Below are 14,167 nucleotides of genomic sequence, written 5' to 3' on the forward strand. Positions count from 1 at the left end.
GCCTTCGCATCACCCCTGTCTATGTAGAGAGAGGACCTCGCCATGACCACGCTGGGCATCATCAACCTGCCGCTCTTCGTGCTGGCGGTGTTCCTGCTGAATGTGACGCCGGGGCCGGACACGGCCTACATCGTCGGGCGCAGTGTGTCGCAGGGGCGTGTGGCCGGGCTGCTGTCGGCCCTGGGCGTGTCCGCCGGGTGTTGTGTGCACGTGCTGGCGGTGGCCTTCGGGCTGACGGCGCTACTGGCGGCCTCCACCGCGGCCTTCACGGTCATCAAGGTGGTGGGGGCGGCCTACCTGATCTACCTGGGCGGGCGCATGCTGCTGGCGCCGCCCGAACGCGACGACGCGCCCGCCGAGACCTCCGCGCAGGCAGCGGCAGCCAAGCGCCCGCGCCCGCTCAAGGCGCTGTTCATGCAGGGCTTTCTCACCAATGTGCTGAACCCGAAGGTGGTGCTGTTCTTCCTGTCGTTCTTCCCGCAGTTCGTCGATCCGCATGCCAGCCACAAGGCGGCGGCGTTCCTGGCGCTGGGCGTGGTGTTCATCGCCATGTCGACGGTGTGGAACAGCATGGTGGCGTGGGTGGCCGCCAGCGTCACACGGCGCGTGGCGGGCAAGCCGGGTATCAAGCGCTGGCTCGATCGCGTGGTCGGCACGGCCTTCATCGGGCTCGGTGCGCGGCTGGCGTTCGCCACCCGTTGATGCGTCAAGCATCATCTGCGGCGAAATATCGCGCAAATCCTTGAATTTTCAGCGATTATCGCGATCTAAGAGACTCGAGAAACCGTCCTGCGCCCCTGCCAGGACACCCTAGACCCACAGGAGCCACGCCCCCATGTTCAACTGGATCAAGACCTTCATGCTGATGGCAGCGATCACCGCGCTGTTCATCGTCATCGGCGGCATGATCGGCGGACGCAGCGGGATGATGCTGGCGCTGCTGTTCGCGCTGGGCATGAATTTCTTCTCATACTGGTTCTCCGACAAGATGGTCCTGCGCATGTACAACGCGCAGGAAGTCACCGAGACCAGCGCGCCGCAGTTCTACCGCATGGTGCGCGAGCTGGCCACGCGTGCGCAGTTGCCGATGCCGCGCGTGTATCTGATCGACGAAGCCCAGCCCAACGCCTTCGCCACCGGCCGCGACCCGGAGCATGCCGCGGTGGCCGCCACCACCGGCATCCTCAACATCCTCTCCGAGCGCGAACTGCGCGGTGTGATGGCGCACGAACTGGCGCACGTGCAGCACCGCGACATCCTGATCTCGACCATCTCGGCCACCATGGCTGGTGCGATCTCGGCGCTGGCCAACTTTGCGGTGTTCTTCGGTGGGCGCGACAGCGAAGGGCGTCCGGCCAACCCGATCGCCGGGATTGCCGTGGCGATTCTCGCCCCGCTGGCAGCGGCGATGATCCAGATGGCGATTTCCCGCGCGCGCGAATTTGAAGCCGACCGTGGCGGCGCTACGATCAGCGGCGACCCGCAAGCATTGGCGTCGGCGCTGGACAAGATCCACCGCTATGCCGCCGGCATCCCGTTTGCCGCTGCCGAGGCCCACCCGGCTACCGCGCAGATGATGATCATGAACCCACTGCACGGCGGCGGCCTGGCCAACCTGTTCAGCACGCACCCGGCCACGGAAGAGCGCATCGCGCGCCTGATGCAGATGGCGCAGACTGGGCAGTATCCGACGTAAAAGAGGCGGCCCGATCAGGCGCATCCTTTATACTTTCACCGTCCGCACGAGCCCGCCCATCGCGGGCTCGTTGCTTTTCTCCCGCCTGATTTTCTGCTGCCCAATGCGCCTGCCGCCCGATTCTCTCGCCCATGCCTTATCGCTTGCCGCCGTTGTACTGGGCAAGCTGCGGCAGGGCACGGCATTGCCCCAGGCCATTGATGCCGCCTGCCAGGGCCAGCCGGCTCCGGTGCGCGGCGCCGTGCAGGATCTCGCCTACCGCGCGACACGCTGGCTCGGCAGCACGGACTGGCTGATCCGCACGCTGATCCCGCGCCCGCCCGCCGAAAGCGCTGCAAACCTGCTGTGCGTCGCGCTGGCGCAATTGCTGGATGCGCCGCCGCCGTACACGCCGTTCACTGTGGTTGACCAGACCGTGCGGGCCGCCTCGGCCGACCCGAAGCTCGCGCACGGCAAGGGCATGATCAATGGCGTGCTACGGCGTTTCCTGCGCGAACAAGGTGAACTCGTCGCCGCCATGCAGGCTGACCCGGTGGCCACCACCAACTATCCGCAATGGTGGATCGACGCCGTGCGCAGCGCCTATCCCGACACCTGGCAAGGCATCCTGGCCGCCGGCAACCGCCGCCCGCCGATGGTGTTGCGCGTGAACCCGCGCCGTGTTGCCGTGGATGACTACCTTGCTCAACTGGCCGAGGCCGGCATCGACGCCGAACGCATCGGCGAGCAGGCCGTGCGCCTCGCGCGCGCCGTACCGGTCGCCGAACTCCCCGGCTTTGCCGAAGGGGACGTCTCCGTGCAGGACGCCGGCGCGCAACTGGCTGCAATCCTGCTCGACGTGGCACCGGGCCAGCGTGTGCTGGACGCCTGTGCCGCGCCCGGTGGCAAGACCGGCCATCTGCTGGAACTGGCTGACGACCTGGACGTAACAGCGCTCGAATCCGACGCCGCACGCGCGGTGCGCATCAACGAGAATCTCGCACGCCTATCCCAAACCGCCACCGTTTGCGTGGGCGACGCCGCCCAGCCCGGCACTTGGTGGGACGGCCGCCCGTTCGACCGCATCCTCGCCGACGTACCGTGCTCGGCCGCTGGTATCGTGCGGCGCCACCCGGACATCCGCTGGCTGCGCCGCCTGGCCGATCTCAAGGCATTGGCCGCCTTGCAGCGCGACATCGTGCGCGCCCTCTGGGCATGCCTCGCGCCCGGTGGCAAGTTGGTTTATGTCACGTGTTCGATTTTCCCGACGGAAGGTGAAGCGCAGGCCCGATGGTTTGAAAGCCATCTCGAAGATGCGATACGATTGCACGCGCCCGGCCAGTTGCTGCCCGAGTTGTTGCCCGACGCGGCACCGACCGGCGGTTTCATCCCGGGTGTCTCGCCACTGCCGCTCGACCACGACGGCTTCTTTTACGCGGTGTTCCAGAAACGGCCCTGATGCGACGACCGTTGTGACTGTCTTCCTCCGCCCATCGCTCCAGCTGCTGCCCGCCCGATTCCGGCAGATGCTGCACCGGCTTGTCGTATTGGGCATGCTGTGCCTGTTGTGGCCGACAGCGCCGTCCGCACAAACCATCGAAGTCAACCGCGCCCAGCTGGAATACGCCGACGGCGGCTGGAACCTCACCGCCGATTTCGACTTCGATCTGCCCAGCAACCTCGAAGATGCGGTCAACAAAGGCATCGCGCTGTATTTTCTTGTCGAGTTCGAGCTGATCCGCCCGCGCTGGTACTGGTTCGATGACCATGCCGTCAGTGCCACGCGCGTGGTGCGCCTGTCCTACCATCCGCTGACGCGCCAGTACCGGGTATCGACCGGTGGCCTGCAAGTGCCGTTCTCGCGCCTGAAAGACGCGGTCGACTTCATGCAGCACGTGCGCGGCTGGCGTGTATTCGAACGTGGCGCCGTCAAGACCGGTGAGACCGTGCAGGCCCAAGTACGCATGCGCCTGGACGTGACGCAGTTGCCCAAGCCGTTCCAGATCAACGCCGTCAATACGCGCGACTGGAACCTCGCTTCCGAATGGAAGCAGTTCGGCTTCCTGGTGCCGAGCGAACCTGCATCGCCCCCGTCGGCACCACAGCCTGCACCGTCGGTCTCAGCACCCGCGGCCAGCGCACCCGCCTCGTCAACGCCTGCGCCGGGCTTGTCGCTCAATCCGGGCTGGGGCATGAGCGCCGGCCCCGGCAACGCAGGTTCGTTGCTGGCGCCCGCCAAATGATCTTCGACCGCAGTTACAAGCGCCTGCTATATCAGGTGGTGGCGGGCACCATCGTCTTTCTGGCGATTGTGCTGGTGGGGCTGTTGGCCGCCGCCTCGGCCAACACCGAATTCTTCGACCGGTATTTCACGCTGCTCTACAAGGTCAACCTCGTCATTGGCGTGCTGCTGGTGGTGATCATCGGCGGGTTGATGCTGGCGTTGGCGCTGCGCGCGCGGCGCGGCAAGTTCGGCACGCGGTTGATGACCAAGCTCGCCGTGTTCTTCGGCGTGGTGGGCGTGCTGCCGGGCGTGCTGATCTATCTGGTGTCGCTGCAGTTCGTCTCGCGCAGCATCGAGTCATGGTTCGACGTGAAGGTCGAATCGGCGCTGGAGGCGGGGCTGAACCTCGGCCGCACGACCATGGATGCGTCGCTGGCCGACCTGCAGAACAAGGGCCGCCTGATTGCCGAACAGGTGGGCGACGGCTCGGCCTCGGCCACCGCCATCACGCTCAACCGCCTGCGCGAACAGTTCGGCGTGCAGGAAGCGACCATCTTCACCGCCAACGGCCGCGTGGTCGCCACCGCATCGAGCACCTACGACACGCTCGTGCCGAGCCTGCCCGACCAAGCCATCCTCGAACAGGCGCGCGCACCCGGCGGCTACGCCAGCCTCGAAGGCGGCAGCGACACCGAAGGCGACACCGGCCCCACGCCCTCCACACGCAGCAACAACCGTCACAACGATCTCTACCAACTGCGCGTGGTGGTGGCACTGGGCACGACCTCGCGCGAGGAGCCCACACTCGGCGCAAGCTCACCGGCGCGCAAGTGGGCCGGCACCGGCCTGCTGGCCGACCGCCGCTCGGAAGACGGCAACGGGGGCGTCTCACGCGGCTTTGGCCTGACGGGCGAAACCGGCCGCGAAGAGCGCTTCCTGCAGCTCATACAGCCGGTGCCGCAGGCGCTCGCCCGTAATGCGGACGCGGTCCAGCGTGCGTATCAGGAATACCAGGAGAAAGCGCTCGGCCGCACCGGCCTGCGCAAGATGTACATCGGCACGCTCACGCTCACGCTGTTCCTCGCGGTGTTCATCGCGGTGATGCTGGCATTGCTGCTGGGCGCGCAGTTGGCACGACCACTGCTGATGCTGCTGCAGGGCACGCGCGAGGTGGCCGAGGGCGATCTCTCACCCAAACGTGAACTGCACACGCGCGACGAGCTCGGCGTATTGACGCAGCAGTTCAGCCAGATGACGCGCCAGCTTGCCGACGCGCGCCGCGCCGTTGAGCAGAACCGTGCAGCACTCGAGCAATCGAAAGCCTATCTTGAAAGCGTGCTGACCAACCTGACCGCAGGCGTCTTCGTGTTCGACCATCGCTTTGTCCTGCTGACTGCCAACCCGGGTGCCGAGCGCATCTTCAAGCAGCCATTCGGCGCGTGGGTCGGGCAGGGGCTGGCCAGCATCGTGCCGCTGTCGGCCTTTGATCAAGTGGTCGAGCAGGCTTTCGCAGAGCAAGACGCCAGTGCCGCAGCCGGCGGTGCTGCAGCCCACTGGCAGAAACAGGTCGAAATTCCGCTCGAAGACGAAGATGAGCCACTCACGCTGCTGGTGCGCGGCACGCGCCTGCCGGGGCCGTCAGTGGGTGCGCACGGCACGGAGCGCGGTTACGTGGTGGTGTTCGACGACATCTCTGACGTGATCTCGGCGCAGCGTTCGGTGGCATGGGGTGAAGTCGCGCGCCGTCTCGCGCACGAAATCAAAAACCCGCTCACGCCCATCCAGCTGTCGGCCGAGCGCCTGGAGATGAAGCTCTCGCCCAAGCTGTCCGACGCCGATGCGGAGGTGCTGCGCCGTGGCGCCACCACCATCGTCAACCAGGTCGCGGCGATGAAGCGCATGGTGGACGACTTCCGCGACTACGCGCGCACACCGCCCGCTGTACTACAGGAACTGGACCTCAACGCGCTCGCCTCTGAGGTGCTGCACCTGTACGGCATCGATCACCCTAGCCAGCACGATCACCCCGTCATCGAGGTCAAGTTGGGCGAGGGATTGCCGTTGATCAAGGGCGACCCGACCCAGCTGCGCCAGGTCATCCACAACCTGCTGCAGAACGCGCAGGACGCCGTGGCCGAGAACGAAAGCGCCGGAAGACCTGCCGCACATGTCATGTTGCAAACTGACACGGTAGAATACGACGACGCCTCGGGCGCGCGGCGGCAGGCCGTGCGGCTTGCGATCGCGGACAACGGCGGCGGATTTTCATCCCGCATCCTCAACCGCGCCTTCGAGCCGTACGTCACGACCAAAGCCAAGGGCACAGGATTGGGCTTGGCCATGGTGAAGAAGATCATGGACGAGCACGGGGCGCGCATCGAATTGCGCAACGGCCAATCGGGTCAAACGGGCACCGACACCGTCGGCGCCCAGGTTTCCATACTGTTCGTAAAACTTGCCTGACGCGGACGGCAATCCCGCCGCACATAGAGGAAAAGCATGGCCACCATCCTCGTTGTCGACGACGAAATGGGTATCCGGGAGTTGCTCTCCGAAATTCTCGGAGACGAAGGGCACGTTGTCGAAGTCGCCGAGAACGCGCAGCGCGCGCGTGAACACCGCGCGAACGGAACCCCCGACCTCGTCCTGCTCGATATCTGGATGCCGGATACCGACGGCGTCACGCTGCTCAAGGAATGGGCATCGCAGGGCCTGCTGACCATGCCCGTCATCATGATGTCGGGCCATGCGACCATCGACACCGCCGTGGAAGCAACCAAGATCGGCGCACTGAATTTCCTGGAGAAGCCCATCGCGCTGCAAAAGCTGCTGAGCGCAGTGGAGCAGGGGCTGTCCCGCAGCAAGGAGAAGCCGCGCGCAGCGGCACCGCTGGCGGCACCGGCTGCAGGCGCAGGCGCGGCACCGAATGCGGCCATTGCGGGGGCACCTGCCACGATCGACCGCACCGACATCAACGGCGCACCGGTCCGCACGGTCGAGGGCGGCGGCATGCAATTCTCGTTCGACATGCCGCTGCGCGAAGCACGCGACCTGTTCGAGCGCGCCTACTTCGAATACCACCTGCAGCGCGAGGGCGGCAGCATGACCCGTGTGGCCGAGAAAACCGGCTTGGAGCGCACGCACCTGTACCGCAAGCTCAAGCAATTGGGCGTCGAGCTCTCGCGCAACAAGGGCGAGCCGACAGTCTGATCCAATCTCTTTTTCAACAGGGCTTGACGACAGGGGGCAAACCCTGCCATACTCGCCTTTCTGTTCTGGCCCGGTAGCTCAGTTGGTAGAGCAGCGGATTGAAAATCCGCGTGTCGGTGGTTCGATTCCGCCCCAGGCCACCAAAATTCTTCGTTCCGCAAGGTGTATCAATTCTGCGGAGCAACAAAAAAGACCTCCTCGCGAGGTCTTTTTTCATTTCCGGCCTCGTCTTCCTGACGCCTCCAGTTGCCGGAGCGCCGCGCCAGTCGCCGATCTGTGGCGGAACGTCGCAGACACAAAAATTGTCCCAGAACCTCTTGACGCGCCGCAGCTTAGGGTATACCTAGCGCCGAAAACTGCGCCAAACTGTCGCAGGTCTCGGTATAGTGACTCAACGCTATCAAACGGCAAGCACAAGGAGATTCTCCATGGCACTCGTTGGCACCGGTCACCACCACTTCCATTTCCACGCTTTCGACGGCATCAGCCGCAAGACGCGGTTGACGTGGTTGCGCAATGCCGCAGCGCTGACGTGCCTGATGGCGCTGATCGCGACCATGTGGGTGGGCGGCAATCTGTCGGCCCTGATGCACACGCCGATCCTGAACGGCGTGACCCCGCTGGCGGCAGTCATGACCCTGGCCTGTTCGTTCATGGCGGTGAGCCTGCTGGGTCTCATTGCTGCGGGATTCTTCCAGTTCCGCATGGAGCAGCTGGACGCTCCGACCGCCTGAGCATCCCGCACGTCACACCCTAGACGGGGGCTTCGGCCTCCGTTTTTGTTTGCCCGCCACGGCCGCACCTTCCTGGATGCGGCCGTTTTGCTTTCTGGGCCACCCCGGGGTGATCCCGATATTGACTCACTTGTTTCAATTCAGTAGTTTACGAAACAGTTGAATCAAATATCGCGATCTCGATGACGTTCGAAGGGCTCATGCAGACGTTGCGCGACCGCGCAGCAGATCTGTCGCCACAGTTGCAGCGTGCCGCCATGCTGCTGGAAACCCACCAGCACGACATCGCGCTGCTTTCCATGCGCGATCTGGCGCGGCGCTGCGACCTGCCGCCGGCTACGTTCTCGCGCCTTGCACGGGCGCTGGGTTTTGAAGACTTTGCAGCGCTGCGCGACATCTGCGTGAATCACCTGCGCCAGCAGGCGGACGGCTTTGCCGGCCGGGCCAGCACGTTACAGGGTACCGATGCGGCGGGTGCGTCAGATGCCGAGCGCATCGGCACCGCCATCGGCGCGCACGTGCAATCGGCGTTCTCTCCGACCAATCTGGTTGCGCTAGAAGCTGCCGCCGACGCATTGTGTGCCGCGCGCCGCGTCTATCTGCTCGGCGCGCGCAGCTGCCTCGCGCTCACGCACGCATTTGGCTATGCCGCACAGCTGTTCGACGACAAGGTCACGCTGTGCAGCGGCGCAGGCAACACGCTGGCCGATCCGCTGCGTTTTTGCGGGGAGGGCGATGTCGTCATCGCCGTCACGTTCGACCCGTACACGCGCGAAGTGATCGAGGCGATGCAGTACGCGCATGCCCGCGGCGCACGCCTCGTCTATGTGACCGACAGCGCGATCGCGCCCGGTGCCGAGCTGGCGTGGCAGCAGCTCGTTGCGCCCGTGGCGATCCCGTCGTTCTTCCATTCGCTGGCCGCGCCGCTGGCGCTGCTCGATGCGCTGCTGATGACGTGGTTCCGCCGCGCCGGCCCCACCGCGCTCGCCCACCTGGCCGACAGCGATGCCCAACTGAAACAGCAACAAGCTTACGTCCGCAGCGCCCGCCGCAGTGAAGCGGCTATTGCCCATCCCGCGCCCGTCGTCCCCACCCAACGCTGACACTCCCCGACCGACCATGACACCGTCCACGACTGCCGTCTTCCACCGCGACCCGCGCAAGACGCTGCCCACCGCCGTCGGCGGCGAGGGCATGACCCTCATCGACTCCGACGGCAAGCGTTACCTGGATGCCTGCGGCGGTGCGGCCGTCTCGTGCCTCGGCCACGGACATCCGCGTGTGGTCGAGGCCATCTGCAAGCAGGTGCGCGCGCTGGCCTACGCACATACGTCGTTCTTCACGACAGATGTGGCGGAGGAGTTGGCCGCACGCCTGACCGCCGCAGCACCGGGCGATCTCGATCACGTGTACTTCGTCTCCGGCGGCTCGGAAGCCATCGAGGCCGCACTGAAACTCGCGCGCCAATACTTCGTCGAGATCGGCCAGCCGCAGCGCCAGCTCTTCATCGCGCGTCGCCAGAGCTATCACGGCAACACGCTCGGCGCGCTGGCGATTGGCGGCAACGCGTGGCGGCGGGAGCCCTTCCTGCCCCTGCTGGTGCCCGCGCATCACGTCTCGCCGTGCTTCGCCTACCGCGAGCGCCTGGATGGCGAGACCGACGCGCAATACGTGCAGCGTCTGGCAGATGAACTGGACGCGAAGATTGTCGAGCTTGGCGCTGAAAACGTCGCCGCGTTTGTCGCCGAGACGGTGGTCGGTGCCACGGCCGGCGCGGTGCCGCCGGTGGCTGACTACTTCCGCCGCATCCGCTCGGTGTGTGACCGTCACGGCGTGCTGTTGCTGCTGGATGAGGTGATGTCCGGCATGGGCCGCACGGGCACGCTCTTTGCCTACGAAGAAGATGACGTGGTGCCCGACATGGTTGCCATTGCCAAGGGCCTGGGCGGCGGGTATCAGCCGATCGGCGCGACGTTGGTGAGCCGCCGCATCTATGACGCCATCACGCGGGGCAGCGGCTTCTTCCAGCACGGTCACACCTACATCGGCCACGCCACCGCGTGTGCAGCTGCACTGGAAGTGCAGAAGGTGATTGCCGAAGAGAACCTGCTTGCCAACGTGCGGGGGCGCGGCGAACAACTGCGCACCGCATTGCGCGCCCGCTTTGCCGACCATGCACACGTGGGCGATGTGCGTGGCCGCGGGCTGTTCGTTGGCGTGGAGCTTGTTGCCGACCGTGCCACCAAGGCACCGCTGCCACCTGCGCACAAAACGCACGCACGCGTGAAGGCTGAAGCCATGCAGCGCGGCCTGATGGTCTATCCGATGGGCGGCACGATCGACGGCCAGCGTGGCGACCATATCCTGCTCGCGCCGCCGTTCATCGCCACCGCGCAGGACATCGACGCCATCGTCGAACGCCTGGGCGACGCCGTGGATGCCGCCACCGCCCACGCACCGGAGGCCGTGTGGTGAACCAAGCCAACCAGCCCATCGCCATCGCCGTTGCGCCCAATGGCGCGCGCAAGACGCACGTCGATCACCCCGCGCTGCCGATCACGCCCGACGAGCTGGCCGACTGCGCACGTCAGTGCGTCGAGGCCGGCGCCGCAATGCTGCATCTGCATGTGCGCCGCCCCGATGGCACGCACAGCCTGGAACCCGACCACTACCGCCCGGCCATCGCCGCCGTGCAGCAGGCCGTGGGCGATGCACTGGTCCTCCAGATCACCACGGAAGCGGTCGGCATCTACACGCCGGAACAACAAATGGCATCGGTGCGGGCCTTACAGCCGGAGGCCATCTCCGCCGCGCTGCGCGAACTGGTTCCGGATACTGCGCACGAGGCGGAAGCCGCGCGCTTCTTTGGCGAGCTTGCCGCGGCGCGCACGGCCATCCAGTACATCCTGTATTCCGCCGATGACGTGGTGCGCTACCGCGACCTGCGTGCGCGCGGTGTGTTGCCTGATACACCGCATTGGGTGCTGTTCGTGCTCGGCCGCTACTCGGCGGGGCAGCGCTCGAATCCGTCGGACCTGCTGCCGTTCCTGCAAGCCTGGGCCGATGGCGGCGCGGTCACGTCCAACGTGCCGTGGGCGATGTGTGCATTCGGCCCGCGCGAAGCCGAGTGCGCGCTCACCGCAGCCCTGCTCGGCGGCCACGCCCGCCTGGGCTTCGAGAACAACATGATGCTGCCCGACGGCAGCACCGCGCCCGACAACGCGGCACTCATCACCAACCTGCGAGGCCACCTCGACGCACTGCATCGCCCGCTGGCCAGCGCGGCGGAACTGCGCGCCTGGTTCGGCCGCTAGGTCTCTTTCGCATTCATCACCACGAAGCCACCGACCAGACGGCCGCAATACACAAGGCCGCGTCACTCAACCATTGGAGGAAGCATGCGTTTGACCACCCGGTGTATCCGGTCCATCCCGCTGGCGCTGGCCGCCCTGTCCGCCGTTGGCGCACAGGCGCAGGCACTCGACGGCACGCTCAAGAAGATCCAGGACAGCAACACCATCCTGATCGGCGTGCGCGAATCGTCGATTCCGTTTTCGTACCGCGACAGCCAGAACAAGATCATCGGTTTCTCGGCGGACCTGTGCACACGCGTGATCGACGCGGTCAAGCAGAAGACGGGCAAGCCCAACCTGCAGGTGCAGCAGATTCCGGTCACCTCGCAGAACCGCACGTCACTCGTGCAGAACGGCTCGGTGGATCTGGAGTGCGGCGTGACCACGCATCTGAAATCGCGCGAGCAACAGACGGCGTTCTCGACCACCTTCTTCATCGCGGGTACGCGCCTGCTGACGGGCGTGAACTCGGGCGTGAAGGATTTCCCGGACCTGGCAGGCAAGTCGGTCATCACCAATGCGGGCACCACGTCGGAGCGCATCCTGCGCAAGATGAACGACGAGAAGAAGATGAACATGAACGTCATCAGTGGCAAGGACTATGGCGAATCCTTCCTCACGCTGCAAAGCGGCCGCGTGGCGGCGTTCATGATGGACGACGTGCTGCTGGCCGGCGCACGCACCCTCGCGCAGAAGCCCACCGACTGGGTCGTGACCGGCACGCCGCAATCGTTCGAGGCGTATGGCTTCATGCTGCGCAAGGATGATCCGCCGTTCAAGAAGCTGGTGGACGACACGCTCACCAGCGTCATGAAGAGCGGCGAGATCACTACGCTCTACGCCAAGTGGTTCGAGAGTCCGGTGCCGCCCAAGAGCCTGAACTTCAACTTCAAGATGAGCGATCCGTTGAAGGCGCTGTACGCCAATCCGAACGACACGCCGTTCGAGTAAGCGGACAGGCCGACATCAGGTCCGCTCAGGCAACGGCCCGCGCAAGTGCAGCGTGATCCGGCCGCTGCATGCGGGCCGCCAGCAAATGCTGTGCGGCCCAGTGGCCGGTTTCTGCGGCGCCATCCGTCCAGGGGCTGCCGAGGTAGTCCCCCGCCAGAACCACACGACGATCGCGCCCGAGCGTGTTGCGATATGCCGCCACTGCACGTGCGCGGCCCACGGGTGAGCGCGGCTCGGCCACCTCCCAGCGCTGCAGGTGTGTCGATACCGCAGCCCGGTCGATGCCAGGCAGGTGCGCGGCCATCGCCTCCACGACAAAGCGCACCAGCGCTGTATCGCTCAAGTGCCCGACCTTTGCCGCCGCCTGCTCGCCCAGCATCGCGCAGACGATCGGACCATCGCCGGGCGTCTTCCCCTGCTGAAACGTGAGTGCGGCAAGCGGACTGCCCTCCACCGGCGCAAACAGCGCGCCATACACCGGCTGGAACACCTTGGGCGCCGACCAGGACGGCGGGAGCCCCAGCGCCACATGCACGCTCGGTGCGTAGCGCGCATCCAGCACGGCAGATTCTCCAAGCGTGGGTTGTGGCAGCCATGCACGCGCGATGTGTGCCGGCGCAGCAAGCACAACGCCATCGGCGTCGAGCCACTCTCCGTTCACACACACGCGCACGCCGTCGAGCGTTTCTCTGACCTGCTCCACATTCGCGCCGTAACGCACATCGAGCGCCGAGGCCATCGCACGTGGCAAGGCTTGCCAACCGTCATCGACGGTCAGCGTGTCAGCACCGTTGAAGGCCGTGAGCGCACCCAGCAGCGCGCGTGACGTGCCGGCCAGCCGATGAAAGTACAGACCGTGGACCATCGGCTCGAAGAAGTAGCGCGCGGCAGCCTCGCCGAACACGCGGGTGCTCCAGGCCTGCGCATCCTCGTCGTCCAGCGCGGCAAGGCTGGCGTAGTGGCTGGGATCGACACCGCGCACCTCGCGCGCGGTGGCCAGGCCGCCGCGCAGCATCTGCCAGGTCTCGCCCCAGGTGAGCTGGCCGCTGGTGCCGAGCGTCCATGGGCGCTTGCTGTGCACCGCATGGAACACCGGCCCGCGCTGCATGGCCGCCACCGCCGAAGTCTTGCGCAGGCGCGAGGCCAGCCCAGCTTCCTGCAGCAATGGCAGCACGTAGCGGTAGCGCGATGACACGAACTGCGCGCCGCACTCGATGGTCTGGCCGTGGAAGGGCACGCTGCGGATGCGCCCGCCGGGCGAGCGTGCCGCTTCCAGCACGGTGACGGAGCAGCCGGCCCGCTGCAGATGGCGCGCGGCATTGAGCCCGGCAATGCCCGCACCCACAACGATGAAATGTCGCATGGCAAGGAAGAAGGAGATGACGGCGCCTACAATAGCGGCCGGCTGCACACCCTACACAGCCTGTCAGTTTTTGCCCCAAGGACGCCACCATGCCCAAGACCACCCGCGCGCACTGGATCGAAGCCGGTTTCGAGTTGCTCGACATCGAAGGGGCTGTCGGCATTTCTGCGGAGCGCCTCGCCCGCCGCCTGAACGTGACACGCGGCGCGTTCTACCACCACTTCACCAGCCGCGACGACTACGTGCGCAGCCTGCTCGCCGAGTGGGAGCGCACCTATACCGGCAGCATCCTCTCGCTCATCCAGCCCGACGACACGGCAGAGACCCTGCTCATGCGCTACCTCGATGTCGCCGCATCAATGCACCCGCAGCGCGAAGTCGCCATCCGCGCCTGGGCGATGCGCGAGCCGCTGGTGGCCGACACCATGCAGCGTGTGGATGCCCTGCGGCTGGCCTTCGCCACCTCGCTGTGCAGCCTGGAGGGTGGCGCACCGGATGACGCGGCGTTCTGGGGCCGCATCGCGCACCTGTGCTTTATCGGCGCGCAGCAAACCACGGCACGCCCCGATCCCGAGGCGTTCCGTGCGTTCTTCCTGAAGTTGTTTGCGATGTCGCAGCGGCTGGCCGCGCTGGCCGAGCCGAGCTGAGCTGAGCTGC

At 65.9% G+C, this 14,167-nt stretch carries 13 protein-coding genes and 1 tRNA gene; 13 read left to right on the plus strand and 1 reads right to left on the minus strand.

All coding sequences use genetic code 11. The features are described 5' to 3' along the window. Positions 1-42: 42 nt before the first annotated feature. From C404_RS53035 to C404_RS53090, 12 genes are all read left to right on the plus strand, one after another. Positions 43-702: a LysE family translocator gene (locus C404_RS53035; RefSeq protein WP_021196968.1), complete on the plus strand. Its 660-nt coding sequence runs from the start codon at positions 43-45 to the stop codon at positions 700-702. Between the two features lie 133 nt (positions 703-835). Continuing rightward, positions 836-1,696 (plus strand): zinc metalloprotease HtpX, encoded by an 861-nt coding sequence (gene htpX, locus C404_RS53040; protein ID WP_021196969.1) that lies wholly within the window; start codon positions 836-838, stop codon positions 1,694-1,696. A gap of 103 nt (positions 1,697-1,799) precedes the next feature. Then, positions 1,800-3,134 carry a 16S rRNA (cytosine(967)-C(5))-methyltransferase RsmB gene (gene rsmB, locus C404_RS53045; RefSeq protein WP_021196970.1) on the plus strand — a complete coding sequence of 445 codons (1,335 nt, stop codon included), beginning with the start codon at positions 1,800-1,802 and terminating at the stop codon, positions 3,132-3,134. 13 nt (positions 3,135-3,147) lie between these two features. Next, the gene (locus C404_RS53050) at positions 3,148-3,918 is read left to right on the plus strand and encodes a DUF4390 domain-containing protein (RefSeq protein ID WP_021196971.1); all 771 of its coding nucleotides are present in this window, start codon (positions 3,148-3,150) and stop codon (positions 3,916-3,918) included. Then, a complete protein-coding gene (locus C404_RS53055) occupies positions 3,915-6,362 on the plus strand; it encodes a sensor histidine kinase (RefSeq protein WP_021196972.1) in 2,448 nt (815 codons plus the stop codon). The genes C404_RS53050 and C404_RS53055 overlap by 4 nt, the downstream gene beginning before the upstream one ends. A 36-nt stretch (positions 6,363-6,398) precedes the next feature. Beyond that, positions 6,399-7,109, plus strand: coding sequence for a response regulator (locus C404_RS53060; protein ID WP_021196973.1), 711 nt, complete (start codon positions 6,399-6,401; stop codon positions 7,107-7,109). Between the two features lie 67 nt (positions 7,110-7,176). After that, a tRNA-Phe gene (locus C404_RS53065) sits at positions 7,177-7,252 on the plus strand. 285 nt (positions 7,253-7,537) lie between these two features. Next, on the plus strand, positions 7,538-7,843 hold the full coding sequence (locus tag C404_RS53070) for a hypothetical protein (protein ID WP_021196974.1): 306 nt from the start codon (positions 7,538-7,540) through the stop codon (positions 7,841-7,843). Between the two features lie 182 nt (positions 7,844-8,025). After that, the gene (locus tag C404_RS53075) at positions 8,026-8,946 is read left to right on the plus strand and encodes a MurR/RpiR family transcriptional regulator (protein ID WP_021196975.1); all 921 of its coding nucleotides are present in this window, start codon (positions 8,026-8,028) and stop codon (positions 8,944-8,946) included. A gap of 16 nt (positions 8,947-8,962) precedes the next feature. Beyond that, positions 8,963-10,318: an aspartate aminotransferase family protein gene (locus C404_RS53080; protein ID WP_021196976.1), complete on the plus strand. Its 1,356-nt coding sequence runs from the start codon at positions 8,963-8,965 to the stop codon at positions 10,316-10,318. Then, positions 10,315-11,157: a 3-keto-5-aminohexanoate cleavage protein gene (locus tag C404_RS53085; RefSeq protein WP_031330018.1), complete on the plus strand. Its 843-nt coding sequence runs from the start codon at positions 10,315-10,317 to the stop codon at positions 11,155-11,157. The genes C404_RS53080 and C404_RS53085 overlap by 4 nt, the downstream gene beginning before the upstream one ends. Positions 11,158-11,241: 84 nt before the next feature. Beyond that, positions 11,242-12,147: a glutamate/aspartate ABC transporter substrate-binding protein gene (locus C404_RS53090; RefSeq protein ID WP_021196978.1), complete on the plus strand. Its 906-nt coding sequence runs from the start codon at positions 11,242-11,244 to the stop codon at positions 12,145-12,147. Positions 12,148-12,172: 25 nt separating this feature from the next. On the opposite strand, the gene C404_RS53095 is transcribed toward C404_RS53090, so the two are convergent. Beyond that, positions 12,173-13,510, minus strand: a complete 1,338-nt coding sequence (locus C404_RS53095; RefSeq protein ID WP_049285956.1) for a protoporphyrinogen/coproporphyrinogen oxidase — start codon at positions 13,508-13,510, stop codon at positions 12,173-12,175. 89 nt (positions 13,511-13,599) lie between these two features. Between C404_RS53095 and C404_RS53100 the strand changes: the two genes are divergently transcribed. Beyond that, positions 13,600-14,157, plus strand: a complete 558-nt coding sequence (locus C404_RS53100; RefSeq protein WP_021196980.1) for a TetR/AcrR family transcriptional regulator — start codon at positions 13,600-13,602, stop codon at positions 14,155-14,157. The last annotated feature ends 10 nt before the right edge of the window (positions 14,158-14,167 follow it).

This window comes from Ralstonia sp. AU12-08 (assembly GCF_000442475.1).
GTDB lineage: Bacteria > Pseudomonadota > Gammaproteobacteria > Burkholderiales > Burkholderiaceae > Ralstonia > Ralstonia insidiosa.

What these genes read in the sequence shown, in the direction of transcription:
- rsmB (WP_021196970.1), top strand. Translation starts at nt 1,800, where the DNA reads ATGCGCCTGCCGCCCGATTCTCTCGCCCATGCCTTATCGCTTGCCGCC.
- C404_RS53055 (WP_021196972.1), top strand. Translation starts at nt 3,915, where the DNA reads ATGATCTTCGACCGCAGTTACAAGCGCCTGCTATATCAGGTGGTGGCG.
- C404_RS53035 (WP_021196968.1), top strand. Translation starts at nt 43, where the DNA reads ATGACCACGCTGGGCATCATCAACCTGCCGCTCTTCGTGCTGGCGGTG.
- C404_RS53090 (WP_021196978.1), top strand. Translation starts at nt 11,242, where the DNA reads ATGCGTTTGACCACCCGGTGTATCCGGTCCATCCCGCTGGCGCTGGCC.
- htpX (WP_021196969.1), top strand. Translation starts at nt 836, where the DNA reads ATGTTCAACTGGATCAAGACCTTCATGCTGATGGCAGCGATCACCGCG.
- C404_RS53070 (WP_021196974.1), top strand. Translation starts at nt 7,538, where the DNA reads ATGGCACTCGTTGGCACCGGTCACCACCACTTCCATTTCCACGCTTTC.
- C404_RS53075 (WP_021196975.1), top strand. Translation starts at nt 8,026, where the DNA reads ATGACGTTCGAAGGGCTCATGCAGACGTTGCGCGACCGCGCAGCAGAT.
- C404_RS53095 (WP_049285956.1), bottom strand. Translation starts at nt 13,510, where the DNA reads ATGCGACATTTCATCGTTGTGGGTGCGGGCATTGCCGGGCTCAATGCC.
- C404_RS53100 (WP_021196980.1), top strand. Translation starts at nt 13,600, where the DNA reads ATGCCCAAGACCACCCGCGCGCACTGGATCGAAGCCGGTTTCGAGTTG.
- C404_RS53060 (WP_021196973.1), top strand. Translation starts at nt 6,399, where the DNA reads ATGGCCACCATCCTCGTTGTCGACGACGAAATGGGTATCCGGGAGTTG.
- C404_RS53080 (WP_021196976.1), top strand. Translation starts at nt 8,963, where the DNA reads ATGACACCGTCCACGACTGCCGTCTTCCACCGCGACCCGCGCAAGACG.